General features: G+C 72.5%; 25 protein-coding genes. 16 read left to right on the top strand and 9 right to left on the bottom strand.

Features of this window, described 5'->3' with window-relative positions; genetic code table 11:
- Nucleotides 1-4 precede the first annotated feature (4 nt).
- The 12 genes from ACFC8N_RS01705 (at nt 5) to ACFC8N_RS01650 (ending at nt 11356) form a co-directional block, all read left to right on the top strand.
- Nucleotides 5-961: a 5-dehydro-4-deoxyglucarate dehydratase gene (locus ACFC8N_RS01705; protein WP_376285415.1), complete on the top strand. Its 957-nt coding sequence runs from the start codon at nt 5-7 to the stop codon at nt 959-961.
- Nucleotides 958-2268 (top strand): glucarate dehydratase family protein, encoded by a 1311-nt coding sequence (locus tag ACFC8N_RS01700; RefSeq protein ID WP_376285412.1) that lies wholly within the window; start codon nt 958-960, stop codon nt 2266-2268. The genes ACFC8N_RS01705 and ACFC8N_RS01700 overlap by 4 nt, the downstream gene beginning before the upstream one ends.
- 118 nt (nt 2269-2386) lie before the next feature.
- Nucleotides 2387-3544: a carbohydrate kinase family protein gene (locus ACFC8N_RS01695; RefSeq protein WP_376285410.1), complete on the top strand. Its 1158-nt coding sequence runs from the start codon at nt 2387-2389 to the stop codon at nt 3542-3544.
- Between the two features lie 168 nt (nt 3545-3712).
- Nucleotides 3713-4795, top strand: coding sequence for a PhoH family protein (locus ACFC8N_RS01690; protein ID WP_376285407.1), 1083 nt, complete (start codon nt 3713-3715; stop codon nt 4793-4795).
- 12 nt (nt 4796-4807) lie between these two features.
- Complete coding sequence (gene ybeY, locus ACFC8N_RS01685; protein ID WP_071371042.1) at nt 4808-5305, top strand: rRNA maturation RNase YbeY; 498 nt, start codon at nt 4808-4810, stop codon at nt 5303-5305.
- 19 nt (nt 5306-5324) lie between these two features.
- Nucleotides 5325-6629, top strand: a complete 1305-nt coding sequence (locus tag ACFC8N_RS01680; protein WP_356030868.1) for a hemolysin family protein — start codon at nt 5325-5327, stop codon at nt 6627-6629.
- Nucleotides 6626-6985, top strand: coding sequence for an MmcQ/YjbR family DNA-binding protein (locus ACFC8N_RS01675; protein WP_356030869.1), 360 nt, complete (start codon nt 6626-6628; stop codon nt 6983-6985). The genes ACFC8N_RS01680 and ACFC8N_RS01675 overlap by 4 nt, the downstream gene beginning before the upstream one ends.
- Before the next feature lie 144 nt (nt 6986-7129).
- Nucleotides 7130-7657 carry a hypothetical protein gene (locus tag ACFC8N_RS01670; protein ID WP_356030871.1) on the top strand — a complete coding sequence of 176 codons (528 nt, stop codon included), beginning with the start codon at nt 7130-7132 and terminating at the stop codon, nt 7655-7657.
- A 72-nt stretch (nt 7658-7729) separates the two neighbouring features.
- On the top strand, nt 7730-8083 hold the full coding sequence (locus tag ACFC8N_RS01665; protein ID WP_356030872.1) for a cytidine deaminase: 354 nt from the start codon (nt 7730-7732) through the stop codon (nt 8081-8083).
- Nucleotides 8084-8312: 229 nt separating this feature from the next.
- Entirely contained in the window at nt 8313-8789 is a 477-nt protein-coding gene (locus ACFC8N_RS01660) for a hypothetical protein (protein WP_362823203.1), read from the top strand.
- Between the two features lie 144 nt (nt 8790-8933).
- Nucleotides 8934-10271, top strand: a complete 1338-nt coding sequence (locus ACFC8N_RS01655) for a beta-xylosidase (RefSeq protein ID WP_376285400.1) — start codon at nt 8934-8936, stop codon at nt 10269-10271.
- Between the two features lie 59 nt (nt 10272-10330).
- The gene (locus tag ACFC8N_RS01650) at nt 10331-11356 is read left to right on the top strand and encodes a WxL protein peptidoglycan domain-containing protein (protein WP_376285397.1); all 1026 of its coding nucleotides are present in this window, start codon (nt 10331-10333) and stop codon (nt 11354-11356) included.
- Here the strand turns inward: ACFC8N_RS01650 and ACFC8N_RS01645 are convergent.
- The gene (locus ACFC8N_RS01645; RefSeq protein ID WP_071384702.1) at nt 11250-11588 is read right to left on the bottom strand and encodes a P-II family nitrogen regulator; all 339 of its coding nucleotides are present in this window, start codon (nt 11586-11588) and stop codon (nt 11250-11252) included. The genes ACFC8N_RS01650 and ACFC8N_RS01645 overlap by 107 nt on opposite strands.
- Nucleotides 11585-12931, bottom strand: a complete 1347-nt coding sequence (locus ACFC8N_RS01640; RefSeq protein ID WP_376285394.1) for an ammonium transporter — start codon at nt 12929-12931, stop codon at nt 11585-11587. The genes ACFC8N_RS01645 and ACFC8N_RS01640 overlap by 4 nt, the downstream gene beginning before the upstream one ends.
- Nucleotides 12932-13071: 140 nt before the next feature.
- Between ACFC8N_RS01640 and era the strand changes: the two genes are divergently transcribed.
- A complete protein-coding gene (era, locus tag ACFC8N_RS01635) occupies nt 13072-14025 on the top strand; it encodes a GTPase Era (RefSeq protein WP_356030880.1) in 954 nt (317 codons plus the stop codon).
- A 210-nt stretch (nt 14026-14235) separates the two neighbouring features.
- Here era and ACFC8N_RS01630 read toward each other — a convergent pair whose 3' ends face one another.
- Nucleotides 14236-15090: a helix-turn-helix transcriptional regulator gene (locus ACFC8N_RS01630; RefSeq protein WP_376285391.1), complete on the bottom strand. Its 855-nt coding sequence runs from the start codon at nt 15088-15090 to the stop codon at nt 14236-14238.
- Nucleotides 15091-15219: 129 nt separating this feature from the next.
- On the opposite strand from ACFC8N_RS01630, the gene ACFC8N_RS01625 reads away from it, so the two are divergent.
- Entirely contained in the window at nt 15220-16074 is an 855-nt protein-coding gene (locus ACFC8N_RS01625; RefSeq protein ID WP_376285388.1) for an NAD-dependent epimerase/dehydratase family protein, read from the top strand.
- Between the two features lie 19 nt (nt 16075-16093).
- On the opposite strand, the gene ACFC8N_RS01620 is transcribed toward ACFC8N_RS01625, so the two are convergent.
- The 4 genes from ACFC8N_RS01620 to ACFC8N_RS01605 are packed head-to-tail and all read right to left on the bottom strand — an operon-like array spanning nt 16094 to nt 20126.
- Nucleotides 16094-17359: an MFS transporter gene (locus ACFC8N_RS01620; RefSeq protein WP_376285385.1), complete on the bottom strand. Its 1266-nt coding sequence runs from the start codon at nt 17357-17359 to the stop codon at nt 16094-16096.
- 10 nt (nt 17360-17369) lie between these two features.
- On the bottom strand, nt 17370-18698 hold the full coding sequence (locus ACFC8N_RS01615) for a GH1 family beta-glucosidase (RefSeq protein ID WP_376285382.1): 1329 nt from the start codon (nt 18696-18698) through the stop codon (nt 17370-17372).
- 58 nt (nt 18699-18756) lie between these two features.
- Nucleotides 18757-19023, bottom strand: a complete 267-nt coding sequence (locus tag ACFC8N_RS01610; RefSeq protein WP_356030889.1) for a protealysin inhibitor emfourin — start codon at nt 19021-19023, stop codon at nt 18757-18759.
- A 35-nt stretch (nt 19024-19058) separates the two neighbouring features.
- Complete coding sequence (locus ACFC8N_RS01605; protein ID WP_356030891.1) at nt 19059-20126, bottom strand: M4 family metallopeptidase; 1068 nt, start codon at nt 20124-20126, stop codon at nt 19059-19061.
- A 318-nt stretch (nt 20127-20444) separates the two neighbouring features.
- Between ACFC8N_RS01605 and leuA the strand changes: the two genes are divergently transcribed.
- Nucleotides 20445-22166, top strand: coding sequence for a 2-isopropylmalate synthase (leuA, locus tag ACFC8N_RS01600; protein ID WP_356030892.1), 1722 nt, complete (start codon nt 20445-20447; stop codon nt 22164-22166).
- Between the two features lie 183 nt (nt 22167-22349).
- Complete coding sequence (locus ACFC8N_RS01595) at nt 22350-23039, top strand: TerB family tellurite resistance protein (RefSeq protein WP_376285378.1); 690 nt, start codon at nt 22350-22352, stop codon at nt 23037-23039.
- A 39-nt stretch (nt 23040-23078) separates the two neighbouring features.
- Here the strand turns inward: ACFC8N_RS01595 and ACFC8N_RS01590 are convergent, their stop codons facing one another.
- Both ACFC8N_RS01590 and ACFC8N_RS01585 read right to left on the bottom strand, forming a co-directional pair.
- A complete protein-coding gene (locus ACFC8N_RS01590; protein ID WP_356030895.1) occupies nt 23079-23762 on the bottom strand; it encodes a response regulator transcription factor in 684 nt (227 codons plus the stop codon).
- 122 nt (nt 23763-23884) lie between these two features.
- Entirely contained in the window at nt 23885-25126 is a 1242-nt protein-coding gene (locus tag ACFC8N_RS01585) for a sensor histidine kinase (RefSeq protein WP_376285375.1), read from the bottom strand.
- Between the last annotated feature and the right edge of the window lie 32 nt (nt 25127-25158).

Here is a 25158-nt window from a genome sequence, read left to right as displayed (position 1 = left end):
GGAGATGATCGCGGTGGACGGCGACCCGAGTCCGCAGCAGGTGGCGCGGCACTTGCGGGAGGGCATGACACGGGGTGTGCTGTCCTTCCCGCTCACCGCCTTCCACGACGACGGCTCCCTCGACCCCGACGGCTTCCGTGCCCATGTCGCCGGCCGGCTCGCCGCCGGCCCCGGCGCCGTCTTCCCCGCCTGCGGCACCGGGGAGTTCTTCTCGCTGGACGAGGAGGAGTACCGGACGGTCGTCTCGATCACCGTCGAGGAGGCGGCGGGCCGGGTGCCCGTCGTGGCCGGGACCGGGTACGGCTGGGCGCAGGCCGCCCGGTTCGCGCGGATCGCCGAGGAGGCCGGCGCCGACGCCCTGCTCGCCCTGCCCCACTACCTCGTCGAGGCACCGCAGGCCGGCCTCGCCGCCCAGCTCGCGCAGCTCGCCGCCCGCACCCGGCTGCCGCTGATCGCCTACCAGCGCGGCCAAGTCGCCTACGGCGCCGAGACGCTGAAGCGCATCGCGGACATCCCGAACGTCATCGGCCTCAAGGACGGCCACAGCGACCTCGACCGGCTCCAGCGCCTCACCCTCGCCGCCCCCGACGGCTTCCTCTTCTTCAACGGCGCCGCCACCGCCGAGATCCAGGCCCGCGCCTACGCCACCGTCGGCGTCCCCGCCTACTCCTCCGCCGTGCACGCCTTCGCCCCCGAGATCGCCGGCGCCTTCTTCACGGCGCTCGGCGACGGCGACCGGGGGACCATGGACGAACTGCTGCGGGAGTTCTACGTCCCCCTCGTCGAACTGCGCGACCGCACGCCCGGGTACGCCGTGTCCCTGGTGAAGGCGGCGGCCCGGCTGCGCGGACAGCGCGTCGGACCCGTGCGCGCCCCGCTCACCGACCCCGCGCCCGCCGACCTCGCCGACCTCAAGGCCCTGCTCACCACCGGACTCGACCTCGTAGGAGCCGCCCTGTGACGACCGCGACGACCGCACCGACCCGTGACCTGACCATCGCCGAGGTACGCCTGACGCCGATCCTGGTGGCCGACGCGCCGCTGCTCAACACCCAGGGCGTGCACCAGCCGTACACCCCCCGGCTGATCGTGGAGATCGTCACCGCCGACGGGATCACCGGGCTCGGCGAGACGTACGGCGACACCAAGTACCTGGAGACCGCCCGCCCGTTGGCGGAGCGGCTCACCGGGCGGTCGGTCATGGATGTGAATGGGCTGTTCGCGCTCGACCTCGGCGTGGACGCGTCCCGGGTCCAGGGACAGGTCGACGCGGGCGGGCTGCGCGGGGTGCAGAGCGCCGACAAACTCCGGCTGTCCGTGCTCTCCGCCTTCGAGGTCGCCTGCCTCGACGCCCAGGGCAGGGCGCTCGGCCTGCCCGTGCACGCGCTGCTCGGCGGCAGGCTGCGCGACTCCGTCGAGTACAGCGCCTACCTGTTCTACAAGTGGGCCGGCCACCCGGCGGGCGTCACCGCCGAGCCCGACGACTGGGGCGCCGCCCTCGACCCGGCCGGGGTCGTGGCGCAGGCGCGGACGTTCAAGGACCGCTACGGCTTCACCTCGTTCAAGCTCAAGGGCGGTGTCTTCCCGCCCGACGAGGAGATCGCTGCCGTCCGCGCCCTCGCCGAGGCCTTCCCCGGGCACCCGCTGCGCCTCGACCCCAACGGCGCCTGGTCCGTCGAGACCTCGCTGAAGGTGGCGAAGGAACTCGGCGACGTCCTCGAATACCTGGAGGACCCGACGCTGGGCACCCCGGCGATGGCCGAGGTCTCGGCGGGGACCGACGTGCCGCTCGCGACCAACATGTGCGTGACCACCCTCGGGGAGGTCAAGGAGGCGTTCACGAAGGACGCCGTCCAGGTGGTCCTCTCCGACCACCACTACTGGGGCGGGCTGCGCAAGACCCGCGAACTCGCGGCGATCTGCGCCGCGTTCGGGGTCGGGGTGTCCATGCACTCCAACACCCACCTCGGGATCAGCCTCGCCGCGATGACCCAGGTCGCCGCCACCGTCCCGAACCTGCACCACGCCTGCGACTCCCACTACCCCTGGCAGTCCGAGGACGTCCTCACCGAGCGGGTCGTCTTCGACGGCGGCCGGGTCGCCGTGTCCGACACGCCGGGCCTCGGCGTCACCCTCGACCGCGACGAACTGGAGCGGCTGCACCGCAGGTGGGCCGAGGACGACGGCTCGCTGCGCGACCGCGACGACGCGGCGGCGATGCGGATCGGCGAACCGGGGTGGCGGCAGCCGGTGATGCCGCGCTGGTAGCCCCGGGCCTACGGCGCGCCCCCCGCACACACCCCGCGCACATCCCCTCGTACGCCCCTCGCGCGGAGCGCTCCCTGGTGCACACTGGCCAGACCCGCACCATGTCAGGGAGCGCACCGTGACCGCCTCGCACGCCATCGCCGCAGAGGAACCGGACCACCTCACCCGGGCCGGGAGCCGACGGGCCGACGTCGACCCGCTCGCCGCGCTGCGCGCACCCGGCGATCCGCCCTGGGACGTCTACCTGACCGGCACGGTCTTCCTCGACATCATCTTCACCGGCCTGGACTCGGCGCCCGTGCGCGGCACCGAGTCCTGGGCCCGGGGCATGGGCTCCAGCCCCGGCGGGGTCGCCAACATGGCCACCGCCCTGGCCCGGCTCGGCCTGCGGACCTCCCTCGCGGCGGCCTTCGGCGACGACCACTACGGCGAGTACTGCTGGGACGCGCTCGCGCAGGGCGAGGGCATCGACCTCACGGCCTCACGGACCGTGCCCGGCTGGCACTCGCCGGTGACGGTGTCGATGGCGTACGAGGGCGAGCGGACGATGGTGTCCCACGGGCACGAGCCGCCCTCCGGGGCCGTGTTCCTCCAGGAGGGCGCGCCGGACCGCCCGCCCCGCGCGCGTGCCGCCGTGGCCTCGCTGACGCCGGGCACGCGCGCGCCCTGGATCGCGCAGGCCGCCCGCGAGGGCACCCGGATCTTCGCCGACGTGGGCTGGGACGACACCGGGGCCTGGGACCTGTCGGGCCTCGCCGACCTGGAGCACTGCGAGGCGTTCCTGCCGAACGCGGAGGAGGCGAAGCGGTACACGGGGGCCGGCTGCCCCCGCGTGGCCGCCCACGCGCTGACCGCGTACGTGCCGGTGGCCGTCGTGACCCTCGGCTCGGAGGGGGCGTACGCGGTGGACCGGCGGACGGGGGAGGCGGCGGAGGTGCCCGCGATCGCCGTGGAGGCGCTGGATCCGACCGGGGCGGGGGACGTGTTCGTCGCCGGCTTCGTGACCGGGTCCCTCGCGGGGTGGCCGCTGGCCGACCGGCTGGCGTTCGCGGGGCTGACGGCGGCCCTGTCGGTGCAGGAGTTCGGGGGGTCCCTGTCGGCGCCGGGGTGGTCCGAGATCGGGGCGTGGTGGCGCAGGGTGCAGGCCCTTCCCGGGCAGGATCCGGCGGCCCTGCGGCGGTACGCGTTCCTCGACGGGATCGTCCCGGAGGAACTGGACCGGCCGTGGCCGCTGCGGCGGGCGGTGCCGACGATCGGGTTCCGGCGCTCGGGGTGACGCGGTGACGGGGGCGGGCGGGCTTCCTGCACGCCAGGGAGGCATGCCGTGGAGGCCCGGGAAAAGTCCTACGGCGTTGTCAGCCCTCCGACGTACTCTGGAATCGCGAGGCCGCCCTCAGCCAGGCGGCCGTGACGAGGAGGAAGCGCAGGCCTTCAGAGCCGGCCCATGACACAGACATCCACAGCTCACACCACCCCCGCGCAGGAGCAGGCGAGAGCGCAGTTCACCGTCCCCGCCCAGCACCCCATGGTGACCGTGCTGGGTTCTGGCGACTCCCTCCTGCGCGTCATAGAGAGGGCCTTCCCGGCGGCCGACATCCACGTCCGGGGCAATGAGATCAGCGCGGTCGGCGACCGGAACGACGTCGCCCTCATTGCGCGCGTGTTCGACGAGATGATGCTGGTGCTCCGCACCGGGCAGCCGATGACGGAGGACGCAGTGGAACGCTCGATCGCCATGCTCAAGGCGAGCGAGAACGGGACCAGCGACGGCCCGGAGACCCCGGCCCAGGTGCTGACGCAGAACATCCTGTCCTCGCGGGGGCGGACCATCCGCCCGAAGACCCTCAACCAGAAGCGGTACGTCGACGCGATCGACAAGCACACGATCGTCTTCGGCATCGGCCCCGCCGGTACCGGAAAGACCTACCTGGCCATGGCCAAGGCCGTCCAGGCCCTCCAGTCCAAGCAGGTCAACCGCATCATCCTCACCCGCCCCGCGGTCGAGGCCGGCGAGCGGCTGGGCTTCCTGCCCGGCACGCTCTACGAGAAGATCGACCCCTACCTGCGCCCGCTCTACGACGCGCTGCACGACATGCTCGACCCGGATTCGATCCCGCGGCTGATGGCGGCGGGGACGATCGAGGTCGCGCCGCTCGCCTACATGCGCGGCCGCACGCTCAACGACGCCTTCATCATCCTGGACGAGGCCCAGAACACGAGCCCCGAGCAGATGAAGATGTTCCTCACCCGGCTCGGCTTCGACTCGAAGATCGTGATCACCGGTGACGTGACGCAGGTCGACCTGCCGAACGGCACCAAGTCCGGTCTGCGGCAGGTGCAGGAGATCCTGGAGGGCGTCGAGGACGTCCACTTCTCCCGGCTCTCGTCCCACGATGTCGTACGGCACAAGCTGGTGGGCCGTATCGTCGACGCGTACGAGTTGTACGACAGCAAGCACGGCACCGAGAACGGCACCCACAAGGGCGGCCACGGCAAGTCCGGTGCCAAGGGCTCCAAGGGGAAGTAGACCAGCACGACCATGTCGATCGACGTCAACAACGAGTCCGGAACCGAGGTCGACGAGCAGGCGATCCTCGACATCGCCCGCTACGCACTCGCGCGGATGCGCATCCACCCGCTCTCCGAGCTCTCGGTGATCGTCGTGGACGCCGACGCCATGGAGCAGCTGCACATCCAGTGGATGGACCTGCCCGGGCCGACCGATGTCATGTCGTTCCCGATGGACGAGCTGCGGCCGCCGTCGAAGGACGACGACGAGCCCCCGCAGGGCCTGCTCGGCGACATCGTGCTGTGCCCCGAGGTCGCCGCCAAGCAGGGGGCGGACGCCCCGACGCAGCACTCCATGGACGAGGAGCTCCAGCTGCTCACCGTCCACGGCGTGCTGCACCTGCTCGGGTACGACCACGAGGAGCCCGACGAGAAGGCCGAGATGTTCGGGCTGCAGGCCGCCATCGTCGACGGCTGGCGGGGCGAGCAGGGTCTGACCGGCCCGTCCCCGGCGCCGACGGTCTCGTAAGCGGATCGGTCGTCGTCCGATGTCCCCGCAGATCGTGATCGGCGCGATCGCGCTGGTCGTCGTCGCCTGGCTCGCCGCCTGCGCGGAGGCGGGCCTCGCGCGCGTCTCCAGCTTCCGCGCCGAGGAGGCCGTCAAGGCCGGCCGGCGCGGCAGCGCCGGGCTCGCGCAGGTCGCCGCCGACCCCACCCGCTATCTGAACGTGGCCCTGCTGGTCCGCGTCGCCTGCGAGATGGCGGCCGCGGCCCTGGTGACGTACGCCTGCCTGAAGGAGTTCAGCGCCACCTGGGAGGCCCTGCTGGTCGCCATCGGGGTCATGGTGCTGGTGTCGTACGTCGCGGTCGGCGTGTCGCCCCGCACCATCGGCCGTCAGCACCCCCTCAACACCGCGACGGCGGCGGCGTACGTGCTGCTGCCGCTCGCGCGCGTGATGGGCCCGATCCCGTACCTCCTCATCCTCATCGGCAACGCCCTCACCCCGGGCAAGGGCTTCAGGCGCGGTCCGTTCGCCTCCGAGGCGGAGCTGCGCGCGCTGGTCGACCTCGCCGAGCAGGAGTCGCTGATCGAGGACGAGGAGCGCCGGATGGTGCACTCGGTCTTCGAACTCGGTGACACGCTGGTGCGCGAGGTGATGGTGCCGAGGACCGACCTGATCACCATCGAGCGCTTCAAGACCATCCGCCAGGCGCTGACGCTGGCGCTCCGCTCGGGCTTCTCCCGGATACCGGTCACCGGCGAGAGCGAGGACGACATCGTCGGGATCGTGTATCTGAAGGACCTGGTCCGCAAGACGCACATCAACCGCGACTCCGAGAGCGACGTGGTCTCGACCGCCATGCGGCCCGCCGTCTTCGTGCCCGACACGAAGAACGCCGGTGACCTGCTGCGCGAGATGCAGAAGGACCGCAATCACGTCGCGGTCGTCATCGACGAGTACGGCGGCACCGCCGGCATCGTCACCATCGAGGACATCCTGGAGGAGATCGTCGGCGAGATCACCGACGAGTACGACCGCGAACTGCCGCCCGTGGAGGAGCTCGGCGACGACCGCTACCGGGTCACCGCCCGCCTCGACATCACCGACCTGGGCGAGCTGTACGGGCTGGACGAGTACGACGACGAGGACGTGGAGACGGTCGGCGGACTCCTCGCCAAGGCCCTCGGCCGCGTGCCCATCGCGGGCGCGTCCGCCGAGGTCGAACTCCCCGACGAGCGCCGCCTGAAGCTCACGGCGGAGGCCGCCGCCGGCCGCCGCAACAAGATCGTCACGGTCCTGGTCGAACCCTCCGGGAAGGACGGGCCGGCCACGGAGGAGAAACCCGAGTGACCCCCGAGGAACTGCGCGCCTTCTGTCTGTCGTTCAACGCGGCCGTGGAGGACTTCCCGTTCAATCCGGAGACCTCGGTCTTCAAGGTGCTGGGCAGGATGTTCGCCCTGTCGCACCTCGACGGGCGCCCCCTGACGGTCAACCTCAAGTGCGACCCGGAGGACGCGGTCCGGCTGCGCGCCGAACACGAGGGCCTGATCGTGCCCGGCTGGCACATGAACAAACGGCACTGGAACACCGTGACGGTGGACGGTGAGCTGCCGCCGCGTCTGGTCCGGGAACTGATCGAGGACTCCTACGACCTCGTCGTCGCGGGCCTGCCGCGGGCGGAGCGACTGCGGCTGGACCGGCCGTGATCGCGTGATCGCGTGGTCGGGTCCGTGCCCCGCAGCGGCGGGGTGACGGGAACTTCCCCGCTCGTTCGCGCGTTGCGGAGGAGGACCTGATCGTTCGATGTGTGATGCGGCGGCGGTGCCGTCGTCGGGGGAAGTGGGCAACCCATGGCCATGGTCGGCCTGTTCTGGATCGCCGAGGGTGATGTGTACGTGGGCGCCAAGCCGGCCGGGCCGGCTCCCGGGGTGCGGCTGAGCCCCGGGGGCGTGGTGGCGCTCGGGGACGGACAGGCCGGCCTCCACCTGTGGGAGGACGTGCACGCCCTGACGGTGGCGGACGTTCCCGTGAAGTCGCTGATGCGGCAGGTGAACGCGGTCAAGGACCTGGCGCTGAACACGGTGCTGGAGCTGGCCACGCCCCTCGGCTCGGCCTGGGGGGACGACGCCCCGCCGCTGATGACGGTCCGCGTGGCGGCGTCCGACGGCGAGCACGAGTTGGCCGCCTACTCCGCCGCTGCCGTCGGCTACTCCCAGACCGAGGCCGACCTCTCCCGCGCCCTCCTGGCCCGCCTCACGGAGGGCGCCGCGACGATGGAGACGACGCTGGCGGCGATGTCGCAGTGGGGCCGTGGGTGGGAGGGCGGATCGCCCCGCGGGACGGAGCGGGAGGAGCTGTTGCGGGGGTGGCTGGGGTAGCGCCGCCCGCCCGGTCGGCGGATGCGGTCTCCCGGGCGGTGTTGTCGGCTCGTGGATCTCTAAGCTGGGGGCATGACCGAGAGCAGCGCGCTTGATCCCGAGGACCGCAAGATCGTGACCCTGGCCCGTTCCGCGCGGGCCCGCAACGGTGTGCCCGAGGGGGCGGCCGTACGGGACGAGACCGGGCGGACGTACGTCGCCGGGTCGGTGGAGCTCGCGTCGCTGCGGCTGAGCGCGTTGCGTACGGCTGTCGCCATGGCGGTGGCGTCCGGGGCGACGTCCCTGGAGGCGGCGGCGGTGGTGAGCGAGGCGGAGTCCGTGCCGGCGCAGGATCTGGCCGCCGTGTCCGACCTCGGCGGCCCGCAGACGCCGGTCCTGCTCGCCGGGCCGGACGGAACCGTCCGGAGCACCGTCTCCGCGGGCTGATCCGCGGGCCCGCCCGCCGCTTTCACGGGCCGCGCCGGCCGAACGAAAGGTCGGCTGGAATTCAGCCTTGTTCGGTTCCTGCCCTTGCGCATCAATGGAGCCGTAACTTTCCGACGGACCGTCAGATCCGCATCGCCGTGCAGTGTGCCCGCACCCGCCTGCTCAGGCCTCTTCGTCCGTCGGCCCCCCACATGGCACTCCCCACCATAGGGAAGGGAAGCGGATCTCCATGAGAGGCAAGCGCACGGCAATGGGTGCGGCACTGGCCGCCGGGGCCCTCGCGGTCACCGGTCTCGCCTTCGCACCCTCCGCGGCCGCCGTCACCCCACAGTCGGCGACCATCACCGCGAGCTGCGGCATCTTCGGCGGCGGATCGGCGACGCTGACCGCCACCCAGAGCGGCACCTCGGCCACCATCACCCTCAGTACCTCAGCGATCACCGCGCCGGTCGCGGTGGCCCAGGACTCCATCACCTCCACCCTCACGATGGCCAACTCCGCCGGCGGTTCGGTCGTCTTCAGTGGCACGAAGAACCCCGCCATGGCCGCCGGTGGCTCGGTCAGCGTCGGTCCGCTCCCCGGCACCGTCGCGTCCGGCGACAGCCTCGACGCCTACGGCGGCTCGCTGACGATGGTGATCTTCGGGGTCACCGTGAACTGCACAGCCAGCGGTCCCCAGTCGCCCGGCCCCTTCGTCTTCGACTGACCCCAACTCCCCCGGGTGCCGCAGAAAACTGATGATACGTCAGTTCTCTGCGGCATCTCCATTGACTTCTCACCTCCGCTCCACATCAATGCCCCCTGTCGGCGCAGCCGAGCCGCTGCGCCCGCAACCCTCAGGAGGGGGCTCATGGGTGCCACACCCACAAGCTCACGAAGATCCCCGCGATGGCGCTGGATCTCACTGTTCGGGGCCACCGCGCTCGCGGTCACCGCGGGCGGCGCGCTGGCCTGCCCCGCCGGTGCCGCCGGCACGAACGTGGACTTCGCCACGCACTGCATCCCGCCCGCCGTCGCGGGCCTGCCGCCGATCGACGGCACGACCACCGCCGGTGTCTCGGTGGACAACGCCAGCCCGAAGGTCGGCGACACCGTCACCGTCACGTACACGGTGGTCACGGCAGCCGCGGCCAATCCCACCGACCTCGCCCTGCCCGCCGACATCATGACCCCGACCGGGAAGGTCACCCTCGGCGGCGCACAGACGGGGGACGTGACGGTCGCCGGGCCGAAGAAGAACCCGCCGGTGCCCGGGAAGGCCGCGTTCCCGTCCTTCTCCATGACCGGCACGTTCACCGTCACCAAGCCGGGCCGCATCACCCTCTCGCCCGGCGACTACAACATCCACACCAGCTACATCCTGGAGCTGGACACCCCCTGCACGGTCACCACCCCGCCCGCCCCGGTCTCCGAGACCGTCACGGCGACCAGCGGCACCCCGGCCAACACCCGTACCGTCTCGCTGAGTTCGGCCTCCGGCAACCCGGGCGCGAGCGTCACCGTCACCGGCGGCAACTTCACGCCGGGTGCGAGTGTCACCCTCGCCGGGCGGGCCGGGGACCGGCAGACGGCCGACACGGCCACCGTGACCGCGAACGCGCAGGGCTCCTTCAGCGGGTCCCTCGTCGTCAACGACAAGGCGACGACGGGGATCGTCGCGTACGAGGGCGGCTCCTGGAACGCGGACACGGGCGCCGGGCCCGCCGCCTACGTCGTCAACGACACCACGCCCGTCCCGCCGGGCAGCCAGAAGCTGACGACCAGCGTCAAGGCGGGCACGCTGGCCATGTCCCAGGCCGGGGACTCCGTCGCGCTGTCGGCGGTCGACTTCGGCCAGGGCGGTGCCTCGACCGGCACGCTCCGGACGGTGACCGTCAAGGACTTCCGCGGCGGACCGGCCGGCTGGTCGCTCACCGGCAAGGTCACCGACTTCGGCGGACCCGGCGCGAAGATCGACGCCGGCAGGCTCAGCTGGACTCCCGCCTGCGCGACCAAGGCGGGCAGCCCCAGCACCTGCAAGGCGGGTTCGGCGGGCACCGTGGGCGGCTCGGGAGCGACCCTCGCGCAGACGCCCGACGGCACGCTCACCGGCGGTGAGTTCACCGTCGACGCCGGACTCTCCCTGGACGTACCGGCGTTCACGCCTCCGGGCGCGTACTCCGGCGTGCTCACGCTGACGCTCACCTGAGCGTGCGGGCGTCCGCACCCGCCCGTCCCTCCGTCTCCCGCCCGTGGGGGTCCGCACCCATGCGCAAGCCGTACGTCCTCCTCCTGAGCCTCCTCGGCCTCCTGCTCACCTGGCAGGCCACGCCCGCGCACGCCGCCGACAACGGCAGCTGGTCCGTCTACCCGGTCGCCTCGAAGGTCGCCGCGCGCCCCTACTTCTACCTCTCCGCGGATCCGGGCCAGACCCTCGCCGACGAGGTCGCCGTCCAGAACAAGACCGGCGGCCCGCTCACCTTCCGCCTCTACGCGGCCGACGCCTACAACACCGCCCGCGACGGCGGATTCGCGGTCCGCGGCCCGGCGGAGCGGATGCGCGGGGTGGGCGCCTGGGCGAAACCGGCCACCTCCCAGATCACCGTGCCGGGGCACCGGACCGTCACCGTGCCGTTCACGCTGCGCGTGCCCGACGGGGCAGAGCCCGGCGACCACCCCGGCGCGATCGTCGCGCTCGACGAGCACGTCGACCGCGGCTCCTCCGGCGGCTCTCCCGCCCTCGGTGTGCAGCAGGCCGTCGGCGCCCGCGTCTATCTCCGGGTCGTCGGGCCCACACTGCCCGCCGTGTCCGTGGAACACGTGCGGATCAGCCATCACCAGCCGCTGGTCCCGGGCCTCGGCGCCAGTACGGCGACCGTCTCCTACACCCTGCGCAACACCGGCAACGTCACCGTCGACCCGAAGGTGGAGCTGACGGCACACGGGCTGTTCGGCCGCACGCTGCTCGACCGCGCCCTCACCCGGGTCCCCTCCGAGCTGCTGCCGGGGCAGACGGTACGGCTCACCGAGCCCTGGTCCGGGGCGCCCCAACTCGACCGGGCGGACGTGACGTTGACCGCGAGCGCGCCGGGCACCCGGCAGTCGGCGAGCGCCTCGTTCCTCGCGCTGCCGTGGCTCGCCGTGGCGCTGGTGTTCCTCGCGGGCGTGGCGGCCGGCGTGCTGCTGGTCAGAGCGCGTCGGGGCCGTGTTCGCCGGTCCGCACCCGTACGACGGTCTCCACGGGCACGGACCACACCTTCCCGTCCCCGATCTTCCCCGTCCGCGCGGCCCTGACGACCGCGTCGATCACGGCGTCGGCGTCCGCGTCCTCCACGACGACCTCGATGCGCGCCTTCGGCACCAGGTCGACCCGGTACTCGGCGCCCCGGTACACCTCGGTGTGGCCGCGCTGCCGGCCGTAGCCGCTCGCCTCGGTGACGGTCAGGCCGTGCACGCCCAGCTCCTGGAGGGCGGTCTTGACCTCGTCGAGGCGGTACGGCTTGACGATGGCGGTGATGAGCTTCATGCCTGGCGCTCGACCTTCTGGACGGGGGAGACGGCGGAGGGGACGACGGACGCGCTGACCGGGGCGCCGTGGCCCAGGACGCCGTGATCGTATGCCGTCTCCGCGTGCACCGTAAGGTCCAGGCCGGTGTGCTCCTGTTCCTCGCTCGCCCGCAGGCCCAGCGTCCTGTCGAGCAGCTTGCCGAGCCCGTACGTCACCGTGAAGGCGTACACCGCGACGACCACCACGGCGAGCAGCTGCCTGCCGAGCGGGGCGAGTCCGCCGCCGTAGAGGAGGCCCTCGGCGCCGCCGGTCATCGCCTTGTCGGCGAACAGCCCGATCAGGAGCGTGCCGATGATGCCGCCGACCAGGTGGACGCCGACGACGTCGAGGGAGTCGTCGTAGTTCAGCCGGAACTTCCAGCTCACCGCGGAGGAGCAGACGACGCCCGCGGCCAGGCCCACGACGAGGGCGCCGAGCAGGGAGACCGTGCCGCAGGAGGGCGTGATCGCGACGAGACCGGCCACCGCGCCGGAGGCGGCGCCGAGGGTGGTCGGGTGGCCGTCACGCCGGTGCTCCACGAAGAGCCAGCCGAGCAGGCCCGTGCAGCCGGCGGCCATGGTGTTGAGGAAGGCGGCCGCGGCCAGGCCGTTCGCGCCGAGCGCGCTGCCCGCGTTGAAGCCGAACCAGCCGAACCAGAGCAGACCGGCGCCGAGGATCACCATGGGCAGGTTGTGCGGGCGCATGGCGTCCTTCTTGAACCCGAGCCGGGGCCCGAGGACCAGGCACAGGGCGAGACCGGAGGCGCCGGAGGTGATCTCGACGGGCAGACCGCCCGCGAAGTCGAGCGCGCCGAGCCTGTCCGCGATCCAGCCGCCGGGGCCCCAGACCCAGTGGGTGACGGGCACGTATACGACGAGGGCCCAGACGGGGACGAGGACCAGCCACGCCGAGAAGTTCGTCCGGTCGGCCACCGCGCCGCTGATCAGGGCGGCGGTGATGATCGCGAAGGTCAGCTGGAAGGTGGCGAAGAGGAGGGTGGGGACCGTGCCGTGGACGCTGCCCGGGCCGAGGCCGCGCATGCCGGCGTGGCCGAGCCCGCCGATCAGTCCGCCGAACGCGTCGTTCCCGAAGGCGAGGGAGTAGCCGGCGGCCAGCCAGACCACGGTGACCAGGGCGATCGACACGAAGCTCATCATCAGCATGTTGAGGACGCTCTTCGTGCGGACCATGCCGCCGTAGAACAGGGCGAGACCCGGCGTCATCAGCAGGACGAGGGCGGTCGCGGCGAGGAGCCAGGCGGTGTCGCCGGTGTTCACGGTGTGAACCTGGGGCGCGGCGGAGAGGGGCACGGGCGTCTCCAACGGGGTGGGGGCTGCGTCAGAGGGTCACCGGCGCGCGTTTCCGGTCGTGTACGGGTGTGTTTCCGTGACGTTTCATTGCCTGAGGGTTACCGAAACCTCACGGTGCGGCGGGGGGTCGTGGATCAGGGACAATGAACGGCATGAGCGTGCGTACCCAGTCATCCGAGCAGTCGGCCGAGGCCGTCCACCGTGCCGGCTTCGCCTGCTTCGTGGGCCGCCCGAACGCGGGCAAGTCCACCCTCACGAACGCTCTGGTGGGGCAGAAGGTGGCGATCACGGCGAACCAGCCGCAGACCACGCGGCACACCGTGCGGGGCATCGTGCACCGGGAGGACGCCCAGCTCATCCTGGTCGACACCCCTGGGCTGCACAAGCCGCGCACGCTGCTCGGCGAGCGGCTGAACGACGTCGTACGCACCACCTGGGCCGAGGTGGACGTGATCGGCTTCTGCCTCCCGGCGAACGAGAAGATCGGCCCGGGTGACCGCTTCATCGCCAAGGAGCTGGCGGGGATCAGGAAGACCCCGAAGGTCGCGATCGTCACCAAGACGGACCTGGTGGACTCCAAGACCCTCGCCGAGCAGCTGATCGCGATCGACCAGCTGGGCAAGGACCTGGGCATCGAGTGGGCGGAGATCGTGCCGGTGTCGGCGGTGGGGGACAAGCAGGTGAGCCTGCTGGCCGACCTCCTGATCCCGCTCCTGCCCGAGGGCCCGGCGCTCTACCCCGAGGGCGACCTCACCGACGAGCCCGAGCAGGTCATGATCGCCGAGCTGATCCGCGAGGCCGCGCTGGAAGGCGTCCGTGACGAGCTGCCGCACTCCATCGCGGTGGTCGTCGAGGAGATGCTCCCGCGCGAGGACCGTCCGGCGGACAAGCCGCTGCTGGACATCCACGCCAACGTCTACATCGAGCGCCCCAGCCAGAAGGGCATCATCATCGGCCCCAAGGGCAAGCGCCTGAAGGAGGTCGGCATCAAGTCCCGCAAGCAGATCGAAGCGCTGCTGGGTACGCCGGTCTTCCTCGACCTGCACGTGAAGGTGGCCAAGGACTGGCAACGCGACCCGAAGCAACTGCGCAGGCTGGGTTTCTAGTCCGCTTTCCCATCTGCCTGCCCGTCTCGGTCGGCTGAGCAGTACCGCCATGGGGCTGCGCTTCGGACCCTGGGTGGCTGGTGCGCATCGAGGTGTTGCTGGGCACGTCGGCCGCGCGGCGGTGGCCGCACGTCGATGCAGCCTCGATCTGCACGTGAAGGTGGCCAGGGACTGGCAACGCGACCCGGAGCAACTGCGCAGGCTGGGTTTCTAACCAGTGGTGGCCTGCGGGGTCATGTCCTGCAACCCCACCACCCGCAGCAGCTGGAGTCGTTCGTAGGAGTCCGTTCCCGGGCGGGCTGTGTGGACGACGAGGAGGTGGTGGTGCTCGTGGCTGAGCATGACCTCGCAGTCCAGGTCCAGCAGGCCGACCAGCGGGTGCTGGAAGCGCTTGGTCGCCCGGTGGCGCGGGGCCACCTCGTGTTCGTCCCAGAGCCGTGCGAACTCCTCGCTGGTGGAACGGAGTTCGGCGACCAGGTCGGCCGGTTCCGGGTCGTCGGGACGGGCGGCGGCCACCGCGCGCAGGTTGGCCACCGAGGCGCGTGCGTGCGGCTCGTGGTCCTCCGCCGGGAACAGTGAGCGCGCGGCCGGGTCCAGGAAGAAGCGGCGCACCAGGTTCCGTTCCGGCCGGGGGCGGGACATCACGTCGCCGACCAGCGCCTTGGCCATCGCGTTCTGGGCCAGGACCTCTCCGCAGTCGTTCACCAGCTGCGCCGGGGTGTCGTACAGGCGGTCCAGGATCAGCAGCAGGCCGGGCCGGACATGCGTCGACGCCGTCTCGCGGCGCGGCGGCTCCTCGCCGACCAGATGGAACAGATGGTCGTGCTCGGCGTCCGTGAGGCGCAGCGCACGCGCCAGCGCCGTCAGCATCTGGCGGGACGGACGCGGGCCCCGGGACTGTTCGAGCCGGGTGTAGTAGTCGACCGACATGCCCGCCAGCGACGCCACCTCCTCCCGGCGCAGGCCGGGCGTACGGCGCCGGGCGCCCAGGGTGAGGCCCACGTCGGCGGGGTTCAGACGGGCACGGCCGCGGCGCAGGAAGTCGGCGAGTTCGCTCCGGTTCACCCCTCCAGCGTGCGGCAGCCCGCCCGGCTTATCCAGGGACTGCCGATCCCCTGATCGGGAGGTCTCTACCGGCCGCCCCCGCGCCGTCCCACCGTGGTGGTGAACACGGCGAACAGCGAGGAGACGAACATGCTGACACTGGTGACCGGTACGACAGGGCAGGTCGGGCGGCGCTTCGTGCCCCGGCTGCTGGCGCAGGCCCGGCCGGATGAGCAGGTGCGGGTCCTGGTCAGGGACGCCTCCCGCGCGGACCGCTTCGCCGATCTCGGCGCCGAGGTCGTGCTCGGCGATCTGCGGGACGAGGACGTGCTCGGCAAGGCCGTCGCGGGCGTGGACGCCGTCGTGAACGTCGCCGCCGCCTTCCGCGGGGTGCCCGACGAGGAGGCCCGGGCCGTCAACCGGGACGCGGCCGTGGCCCTGGGCCGGGCCGCGCAGGCCGCCGGTGTGCGGCGGTTCGTGCAGGTCAGCACCGGGCTCGTGTACGGCACCGGGCGCGGCAGGCCGCTGGTCGAGGAGGACGAGAGCCGGCCCGGCGGGTCCATGTGGGGCGCCTATCCCGAGTCCAAGGCGGCGGCCGAGCGGGAGCTGCTCGCACTCGACGGCCTGGACCTGCGGATCGGCCGGCTCCCCTTCGTCTACGGCGAGGGCGACCCGCACCTCGCCGACTCGCTGCGCTGGGCCGCGCACTGGGCGCCGGCCCAGCGGCTGCACATGGGCCACCACGCCGACGTCGCCCAGGGCCTGTTCCGCCTGCTGTACGCACCGGCGGTGAACGGCCCCGTGCACAACATCGCCGACGACACCCCCGTCACGGCGGTCGACCTGCACCAGGTCAACGGCGCCGAACCGCCCGAGGGCATGGACACCCGGACGGACCCCGACCCGTGGCTCGTGATCATGTCCACCCAGAAGATCCGCCGCGACCTCGGCTACCGGCCGCTCTACCCGAGCGTCTGGTCCGCCCGCGACGCCGGCGCCCTGTAGCCCGCTCGCCCTGCCCCGCTCACTGCACCCCGCGTATCCGGCCCACCAGCACCGCCCCCGCCAGCCCGATCACCGCCGCCACCAGGTACAGCACCCGGTATCCGCCCAGGTACGTCACGATCGGCGCGGCGAGGGCGGGGGCGGCGACCTGGGGCAGGGCGTTGGCCACGTTGATCACCCCGAGGTCCTTGCCCCGGTCCAGGGCCGTCGGCAGCACGTCCGTCATCAGCGCGAAGTCGACCGAGGTGAACACGCCGAAGCCGATCCCGAGGACCGCCGACGCGACGATCGCGCCGGGCCAGGTCTGCCACCCGGCCAGCGCCGCCGTCGCCACCGCCATCAGCACCCCGGACCAGACGACGAACGGCTTGCGCCGGCCCGCCCGGTCCGACCACACCCCGCCCGCCACCACGGTCGCCACCAGCGTCAGGCTGTTGACGGCCGTCAGGATCAGCACCCCCTGGCCGGGGTCGGGGTAGCGCAGGCGGTCGCGCAGGTAGTACAGCAGGTAGAGCAGCACGAGTGAGTTGCTGAGGTTGATCAGGAACCGGGTCAGCCACGCCCAGCCCAGGTCCGGATACCGGCGCGGGCTCAGCCAGAACCCCGCCAGGAACGCCCGCCAGGACCACGGCGGGCGGTCCCGCGCGGACAGCCGCAGATCCGGATACCGCAGGACGTACGGCAGCACGCCCGCCACCGTGCACACCGCGCACGCCACGTACCCGGCGCCGATCCCGCCGGCCGCCGTCGCGAGGCCCGTGCCGCCGACCACGCCCAGGATCTGCGCGGCCCCCAACCAGCCGCCCACCGCGCCCCGTTGGCGCCTCGGCACCCGGTCCGGAACGGCCGCCGTGACCGCCGCGAACGCCGCGTTCAGGGTGAGCTGCACCAGGCACCAGCCCGCCGCCAGCGACCACACCCCGCCGGCCCGCGCGAGCAGCAGCAGCGACAGCGCCCCGCCCGCCGCCCCGGCCACGATCCACGGCGTACGGCGGCCCCGGCGGGCGGTCGTCCGGTCCGACAGGGCGCCGAAGAAGGGGTTCGCGACGAGCGACACCAGCGCGCCGATCCCGGTCACCCAGGCCAGCATCGTCTCCTTCGACATCCCGGAGCCGGGCGCGAAGTCCTTGGCCTGGGAGGCGAGCAGGATCTGCAGCGGGCCGAACCAGCCCACCCAGATCGCCCCGTTGGCCAGCGACAGTGCCGCCGTCCAGCCCCGGCCGACCGGCTCCACCGGCTCCGACAAGGAGGCCGGGGGCCGGACCGGCTCCGGCACCGTGGTCATCCCGGCGCCGTCAGCCCTGGTTCCGGAGCACGTCCCGGAACCAGTGGTAGGAGGCCTTCGGGGTGCGCTCCAGCGTGGTGTAGTCGACGTGCACCAGGCCGAAGCGGCGCGCGTAGCCCTCCGCCCACTCGAAGTTGTCCATCAGCGACCACACGAAGTAGCCGCGCACGTCCACCCCGGCCGTGAGCGCGGTGTGCAGGGCGCGCAGATGGCCGTCCAGGTAGGCGATGCGGTCCTGGTCGTCGAGGCCCTCGTACGAGCAGCCGTTCTCGGTGATGACGATCGGCGGGAGCCGGTCGCCGTAGCGGTCGCGGAAGCCGGTCAGCAGCTCGGTCAGGGCCTCCGGGACGACCGGCCAGCCGAAGTCGGTCGTCGGCCGGCCCTCTATCTCCCGTACGGAGAAGGGGAGTTCGGCCGGGAGGGCGAGTCCGCCGTACTCGCTGTCCGTGCCCCCGGGGGCGCCCACCCGGGTCGGCGCGTAGTAGTTGATCCCGTACCAGTCGACGGGCTCGGCGATGACCTTGAGGTCGGCCGAGACGTCGTGGCCCGGCATCAACTCGCCCATTCCGTCCGGGTATTCGCCGAGGATGACCGGCTCGGCGAACAGGCGGTTGAGGAGGACGTCGTAGAAGCCCGCCGCCTCCAGGTCGGCCGGTTCCTCGGACGCGGGCCAGGTGGGGCCGTGGGAGTTGGCGATGCCGATGTCGCCCGCCCCGGCCGCGCGCAGGGCCCGTACCGCGAGACCGTGGGCGAGGAGCTGGTGGTGGGCGACCGGGAGCGCGTCGAACAGGAGCCGCCTGCCCGGGGCGTGGGCGCCCAGGGCGTGCCCCAGCAGGGTGTGTTCGGCGGGCTCGTTGAGGGTGATCCACTTCGGCACCCGGTCGCCCAGGCGCTCGGCGACCACGCTCACGTGGTCGGCGAACCGGGCCGCCGTGTCGCGCGCCAGCCAGCCGCCCGCCTCCTGAAGCGAGACGGGCAGGTCCCAGTGGAAGAGGGTGGGCACGGGCCGGACGCCCGCCGCGCACAGCTCGTCCACCAGACGGTCGTAGAAGTCCAGCCCGCCGGGGGAGTTCACCCGCGGCCAGGAGACCGAGAAGCGGTACGCGCCCACGCCCAGGCCGGCGAGGAGGGCGACGTCCTCGGGGTAGCGGTGGTAGTGGTCGCAGGCCACCGCCGCCGTCGAGCCGTCCTTCACCCGGCCGGGCTCGGCCGTGAACACGTCCCACACGGAACGCTCGCGTGCGTCGGCCGCGCCCTCGATCTGATGGGCGGACGTCGACACGCCCCACAGGAAGCCGTCGGGGAACCGGGGTATCGGGTCACCTGCGTCAGTCGCCATGGCCGGGATCATCCTTACCCCCGGTAACGGAAGTCAATGCCCCGGCGGCAACCGCCGTCTACGCCCCTTCCTTCAGCAGCCGGGTCACCAACTCCCGCTGGTCCTCGGTGAGTCGGGGATCGGCCGCGTACACGGTGCGGCCGTCCACGGTGATCTCGTACCGGAAGCCGTCCGGGACGCCGGCGGGCGGGGCGCCCGGGCCGGACGCGAGGACGCGCTCGGCCAGGGCCTGCCACTCGGCGGCGTCGGGCCGGGCCGAGGTGTCCACCTCGGCCCGGCGCTCGATCCCCGCGAAGCCGCCCGTGCGTCGAATCTGGATGCGCATGGGTCCGTGTCTAGTACGGAACGCCGCCGGCCGCACTACGACGTGTGCACTCCGACCTGTTCCCACGCCTTCTTGACGGCCTCCAGTTCGTCCCCGGTGCCGAACAGCGTCTGGGCCGCCTGCACCGTCAGCCTGGCGAAGTCGGTGAACTGCGCGCCCGACGCCAGCTCGCCGCCGGTGAGCACGGCGTACCAGATCCGCCCGGCCTTCTCCCAGGCGTTGCCGCCGATGGCCGTGGCGAGCAGGTAGAAGGCGTGGTTCGGGATGCCGGAGTTGGTGTGGACGCCGCCGTTGTCGTCGCTGGTGTCCACATAGCCCGCCATGGTCGCGGGCTGCGGGTCCTTGCCGAGCCTCGGGTCGTCGTACGCGGTGCCCGGGGCCTTCATCGAGCGCAGCGCCGTGCCGTGGACGCCGGGGGCGAGCAGGCCCTCGCCGATCAGCCAGTCGGCCCGGTCGGCGCTCTGGCCCAGCGAGTACTGCTTGATGAGGGACCCGAAGACGTCCGAGACCGACTCGTTGAGGGCGCCGGACTGGCCCTCGTAGTCCAGGTTCGCGGTGTACTGCGTGACGCCGTGGGTCAGCTCGTGGCCGATGACGTCGATGCTGCTGGTGAAGTCGACGAAGACCTGGCCGTCGCCGTCCCCGAAGACCATCTGGTCGCCGTTCCAGAAGGCGTTGTCGTAGCCGGTCTGGTAGTGCACGGACGCGTTGAGCGGCAGCCCGTGGCCGTCGATGGAGTCCCGCTGGTACGCCTTCAGGTAGAGCTCGAAGGTGGCGCCGAGGCCGGCGTAGGCGCGGTTGACGCTGGCGTCCTGCACCGGGTCCTGGCCCTCGGCGCGGACCTCGGTGCCGGGCAGGTCGCTGCCGTGCCCGGCGTCGTAGATCGTGCGCTTCGGCTTGCTGCCGGCCGGGGCGGCGCCGGCGGCGGCGCCCCGGGTGCGGACCGCGGTCTCGCGGCGGCGGGTGCGCAGCGCGGAGTCGTGCTCCAGGGTGCGCTGCGCGCGTTCGGCGATGGCGGAGTCCTCGTGCCGGGCGAGCCGGTCGAGGATGTGCGGCGGCACGATCGTGCAGAAGACGGGCTGGAAGCCCCCGTTGGTCGTCATGACAAAATGCTGGCATTGTGTGACGCCAGTGTCACTACCCGCAACCGTGATTGGTGAAATATCGGGACGCCCGGCCACCCTCCGTAGTCGGAAGTGGTATGGCGCACTTTTTGTCCCTTTTATTCGTGCGGTCCCGCATACTGATACAGGCCCTCGTACCCGGCGCGGCTCGGCTAGGCTGCGGAGCATCATGCGTTTCGGGCTGCTTCTTCTTAGCTGCCGCGGCGAGGGCCTGTAGTCCAGGTCGACTCCCTCCCCGCGGAGCTTCGTGTTGCGTCGTCGGCCGTCCTTCCGGACACCCTGAGGAGCCCACGCACCATGGTCAACCGCCAGCAGCCCAGCACCATGCCGATCCACAAGTACGGCCGCTACGAGCAGGTCGACATCCCGGACCGCACCTGGCCGGAGCAGCGGATCACCGTCGCCCCCCGCTGGCTCTCCACCGATCTGCGCGACGGCAACCAGGCCCTGATCGACCCGATGTCGCCCGAGCGCAAGCGCCGGATGTTCGACCAGCTGGTCGCGATGGGCTACAAGGAGATCGAGGTCGGCTTCCCCGCCTCCGGCCAGACCGACTTCGACTTCGTGCGCTCGATCATCGAAGAAGAGGGCGCGATCCCGGACGACGTCACGATCTCCGTGCTGACCCAGGCCCGCGAGGACCTGATCGAGCGGACCGTGGAGTCCCTGAAGGGCGCCAAACGGGCCACCGTCCACCTGTACAACGCCACCGCGCCGGTCTTCCGCCGGGTCGTCTTCCGCGGCTCCAAGGACGACATCAAGCAGATCGCCGTCGACGGCACCCGCCTGGTGATGGAGTACGCCGAGAAGCTGCTGGGCCCCGAGACGGAGTTCGGCTACCAGTACTCGCCGGAGATCTTCACCGACACCGAGCTGGACTTCGCGCTGGAGGTCTGCGAGGCGGTCATGGACGTCTACCAGCCGGGCCCGGGCCGCGAGATCATCCTCAACCTGCCCGCCACCGTGGAGCGTTCGACCCCGTCCACGCACGCGGACCGCTTCGAGTGGATGAGCCGCAACATCTCCCGCCGCGAGCACGTCTGCATCTCCGTCCACCCGCACAACGACCGCGGCACGGCCGTCGCGGCCGCCGAGCTGGCGCTGATGGCCGGCGCCGACCGCGTCGAGGGCTGCCTGTTCGGACAGGGCGAGCGCACCGGCAACGTCGACCTGGTCACCCTGGGCATGAACCTGTTCTCCCAGGGCGTCGACCCGCAGATCGACTTCTCCGACATCGACGAGATCCGTCGCACGTGGGAGTACTGCAACCAGATGGAGGTCCACCCGCGCCACCCGTACGTGGGCGACCTGGTCTACACGTCCTTCTCCGGCTCCCACCAGGACGCCATCAAGAAGGGCTTCGACGCCATGGAGGCCGACGCGAAGGCCAAGGGCGTCACGGTCGACGACATCGAGTGGGCGGTGCCGTACCTGCCGATCGACCCGAAGGACGTCGGCCGCTCCTACGAGGCCGTCATCCGGGTCAACTCGCAGTCCGGCAAGGGCGGTATCTCCTACGTCCTGAAGAACGACCACAAGCTGGACCTGCCGCGCCGCATGCAGATCGAGTTCTCCCGGCTCATCCAGGCGAAGACGGACGCCGAGGGCGGCGAGATCACGCCGAAGGAGATCTGGGCCGTCTTCCAGGACGAGTACCTGCCGAACCCGGACAACCCGTGGGGCCGCATCCAGGTCAGGACCGGCCAGTCCACCACGGACACCGACGGCGTCGACGCGCTGACGGTCGAGGCCACGGTCGACGGCGAGGACACCGTCCTGACCGGTACCGGCAACGGTCCGATCTCGGCCTTCTTCGACGCCCTGGAGTCCATCGGCGTCGACGTACGCCTGCTGGACTACCAGGAGCACACGATGAGCGAGGGCGCCTCCGCGCAGGCCGCCTCCTACATCGAATGCGCGATCGACGGCAAGGTCCTGTGGGGGATCGGCATCGACGCGAACACGACGCGTGCGTCGCTGAAGGCGGTCGTCTCGGCGGTCAACCGCGCGGCCCGCTGATCCCTCTGACCGGGGGTTTCGACGCCCCGACCGCTGTATACGGCGGTCGGGGCGCCGCCGTTTTCGGCCACTGTGCCGGGCAGGTAACAGAAAGGTCTCTTCCGGGGTACTGACTCAGCCTCCGTGATGTGGCTAACATCACGCCAGCACGGCGATGTTGCCGCGCGGTTACGGAGGTGCGACGTGCTGCCAGTACGGGGACGAAACGGCCGGGTCCTGCGCCTCCTCGGCGCGCGCACCGCATGGACGCCCGTGGGCGACGGCGAGTTCTACTGCCCGGGCTGCGGGGGCGACCGCAACTACCAGCGGCTCACCGGCCGTCGCCGGCTCACCTTGCTCGGGCTGCCGCTGCTGGCGCGCGGGACGGCCGGACCGGTCGTGGAGTGCGCGGCGTGCGCCGAGCACTACGGCACCGACGTCCTCGACCACCCCACCACCCGCCGTTTCTCCGCGATGCTCCGCGACGCCGTGCACACCGTCGCCCTCGCCGTGCTCGCCGCGGGCGGCACCGGTTCCCGTACGGCCCTGGAGAGCGCCGCCGCCGCGGTCCGCGCGGCCGGCTTCGAGGACTGCACCGAGGACCGGCTGGCCGCCCTGGTCGAGGCCCTCGCCGCCGACACCGGCCGGGTCTTCGAACAGCCCTGCGGCGCGAGCCTGACGATAGAGCTGCACGAGGCCCTGGACCCGCTCGCCCCGCACCTCGCCCCCGCCGGCCGCGAGTCCCTGCTCCTTCAGGCCGCCCGCATCGCGCTGGCCGACGGCCCCTACACCCCGGCCGAGCGCGACGCCCTCACCACGGTGGGCGCCGCCCTGACCATCTGCGCCCCCGACGTCACCCGCCTGCTGGCCGCGGCACGGACGACCCCCTCCTGACGGGCACGGGCACGGGCACAAGCACAGGCTCGGTCGCGTTCACGGCCGCCGGATGAGACCGAGGTCGGTGGCCGCGGCGACGGCGGCGGTGCGGGAGTCGACGCCCAACTTGGCGTAGACGCGGGCCAGATGGGACTTGACCGTGCCCTCGGTGAGGTGGAGCCGGCGGCCCACGGCCTGGTTGGACAGCCCCTCGGCGACCAGGGCGAGCACCTCGGTCTCGCGCCGGGTCAGTGACGTGCCGGGGGCGCGCAGCCGGTTCATGAGCCGGTCCGCGACCGCGGGCGCCAGCGCGGTACGGCCGGCGGCCGCCGAGCGCACGGCCGCGGCCAGCTCCTCCGGGGGAGCGTCCTTGAGCAGGTAGCCGGTGGCACCGGCCTCGATGGCCGGGAGGGTGTCGGCGTCGGAGTCGTAGGTGGTGACGATCACGACCCGGGGGGCGCCCGGCCGCGCGGTGATCGCGGCGGTGGCCTCCGCCCCGCCCATCCCCGTGCCGAACCGGAGGTCCATCAGCACGACGTCGACGTCACCCGCCCCGGCCCGGACGACGGCCTCCTCGGCGGTGGCCGCCTCCGCCACGACCACGAGCCCCGGCTCGGTCTCCAGCACGGCCCGCAGCCCGGCCCGCACGACCGGGTGGTCGTCGGCGAGGAGCAGCCGGACGGGGAGGTCCGTGTGGTCGGCGGGGCCGGTGTGGCCGGTGGGATCCGGGTGGGCGGTCACGGGCGGGCCTTCGTCTCGGCGGGCAACTGCCGCGGCGGCGGCCGCGATGTCGGTGCGGGCGGGCCGGGGGAGGTCCGTGTGGTCGGTGGGGCCTTGGTGGTCGGTGGGGTTCGGGTGGGCGGTCACCGGTGGGCCCCGGTCTCGGCGGACGTGGTCCCGGCGTCGGCGGTCCGGGTCCGCGTGAGCGGGAGCCGGGCGGTCAGGGTGGTGCCGTGGCCCGGGGCGGAGTCGACGGCCAGGGTGCCGCCCAGGGCGCGGATGCGGGCGTGCATGGCGGCCAGGCCGAAGCCGCCCGTCTCCGGGTCGGGCGCGGGCAGCCGGCCGGGCTCGAAGCCGGCGCCGTCGTCGACGACCGTGAGGACGGCCTCGTCGTCGAGGCGGCCGAGGGTGACCTCCACGGCGGTCGCGCCCGCGTGGCGGACGGTGTTGGCGAGCGCGGACTGGGCGATGCGCAGCAGGGCCACCTCGTGTGCGGTCGGCAGGGCGAGCGGCGCACCGACCGGGCGGAACCGGGCGGTGAGCCGGTGCCGGGTGCCGGTGGTGGCGCACAGCCGCTCCAGCGCGTCCGGCAGGGTGCTGCCCTCCAGGGCGGGCGGGGCGAGGGCGGCGACGAAGCGGCGGGCCTCGGCGAGGCTGTCCACCGCGGCCTGGCGGGCCTGGCCGACGTGCCGCGCCGCGCTCTGCGCACCGTCGGGCAGGGTCCGCTCGGCGGCCCGCAGCAGCAGCTGGATGCTGGACAGGCCCTGCGCGAGGGTGTCGTGGATCTCGCGGGCCAGCCGCTCGCGCTCGGCCAGCACTCCCGCGGTGTGCTGGGCCTCGGCCAGGTCGGCGCGGGTGGCGGTGAGTTCCTCGATCAGGCGCCGGCGCCGCTCGCTCTCCCGGTACAGCGCCTGGTATCCCCAGACCACCGCGACCGCGACGGCGGCCCCGAGCGCCGGACCGATCGCCATGGCCGCGCTGAAGCCGCCCTGATGCGCGGCGAACGCGGCGATCGCCGCGCCCGCGGTCGCGGCCACGGCGGCCAGGCCCGAGCGGCGCGGCAGCAGATGGAGCTGGAGGAAGTACAGCGGGAAGGCCACCCACACGCCGTCGGCGGACAGCGCCAGCAGCACCAGCCACGCCGCGCCGACGGCCGCCAGCCACCAGGCGGCGGCCCGCCGGTCGCCGCGGACCCGGGGCAGCAGCGGGCCCGCCGCGTACACCAGAGCGCACCCGGCGGCCCCGGCGAGGGTCGGCGCGGCGTGCGGCCGGCCGTCGGTCACGGCCCGGACGGCGGCGAGCGCGAGCAGGCCGACGACGAGCAGGTGCAGGCACCAGGACAGGGCCCGGGTGGTCGGGGTCAGGGCGGGGGCGGCGGTGTTCACGGTCGTACCAGCGTGGTTCACAGTCCCCCCAG

It is taken from the genome of Streptomyces sp. NPDC055966, from assembly GCF_042269865.1.
In the GTDB taxonomy this organism is placed as follows: domain Bacteria; phylum Actinomycetota; class Actinomycetes; order Streptomycetales; family Streptomycetaceae; genus Streptomyces.
The sequence above is the reverse complement of the archived record's forward strand: the minus strand, read 5'-3'. Positions and strand labels throughout refer to the sequence as shown.

Excerpts from the sequence above, each read along its gene's own strand:
- ACFC8N_RS01705 (WP_376285415.1), top strand. The coding sequence starts at position 5 with ATGATCGCGGTGGACGGCGACCCGAGTCCGCAGCAGGTGGCGCGGCAC.
- ACFC8N_RS01690 (WP_376285407.1), top strand. The coding sequence starts at position 3,713 with ATGACACAGACATCCACAGCTCACACCACCCCCGCGCAGGAGCAGGCG.
- ybeY (WP_071371042.1), top strand. The coding sequence starts at position 4,808 with ATGTCGATCGACGTCAACAACGAGTCCGGAACCGAGGTCGACGAGCAG.
- ACFC8N_RS01680 (WP_356030868.1), top strand. The coding sequence starts at position 5,325 with ATGTCCCCGCAGATCGTGATCGGCGCGATCGCGCTGGTCGTCGTCGCC.
- ACFC8N_RS01670 (WP_356030871.1), top strand. The coding sequence starts at position 7,130 with ATGGCCATGGTCGGCCTGTTCTGGATCGCCGAGGGTGATGTGTACGTG.
- ACFC8N_RS01665 (WP_356030872.1), top strand. The coding sequence starts at position 7,730 with ATGACCGAGAGCAGCGCGCTTGATCCCGAGGACCGCAAGATCGTGACC.
- ACFC8N_RS01660 (WP_362823203.1), top strand. The coding sequence starts at position 8,313 with ATGAGAGGCAAGCGCACGGCAATGGGTGCGGCACTGGCCGCCGGGGCC.
- ACFC8N_RS01655 (WP_376285400.1), top strand. The coding sequence starts at position 8,934 with ATGGGTGCCACACCCACAAGCTCACGAAGATCCCCGCGATGGCGCTGG.
- ACFC8N_RS01650 (WP_376285397.1), top strand. The coding sequence starts at position 10,331 with ATGCGCAAGCCGTACGTCCTCCTCCTGAGCCTCCTCGGCCTCCTGCTC.
- ACFC8N_RS01645 (WP_071384702.1), bottom strand. The coding sequence starts at position 11,588 with ATGAAGCTCATCACCGCCATCGTCAAGCCGTACCGCCTCGACGAGGTC.
- era (WP_356030880.1), top strand. The coding sequence starts at position 13,072 with ATGAGCGTGCGTACCCAGTCATCCGAGCAGTCGGCCGAGGCCGTCCAC.
- ACFC8N_RS01625 (WP_376285388.1), top strand. The coding sequence starts at position 15,220 with ATGCTGACACTGGTGACCGGTACGACAGGGCAGGTCGGGCGGCGCTTC.
- ACFC8N_RS01620 (WP_376285385.1), bottom strand. The coding sequence starts at position 17,359 with ATGACCACGGTGCCGGAGCCGGTCCGGCCCCCGGCCTCCTTGTCGGAG.
- ACFC8N_RS01615 (WP_376285382.1), bottom strand. The coding sequence starts at position 18,698 with ATGGCGACTGACGCAGGTGACCCGATACCCCGGTTCCCCGACGGCTTC.
- ACFC8N_RS01610 (WP_356030889.1), bottom strand. The coding sequence starts at position 19,023 with ATGCGCATCCAGATTCGACGCACGGGCGGCTTCGCGGGGATCGAGCGC.
- ACFC8N_RS01605 (WP_356030891.1), bottom strand. The coding sequence starts at position 20,126 with ATGACGACCAACGGGGGCTTCCAGCCCGTCTTCTGCACGATCGTGCCG.
- leuA (WP_356030892.1), top strand. The coding sequence starts at position 20,445 with ATGGTCAACCGCCAGCAGCCCAGCACCATGCCGATCCACAAGTACGGC.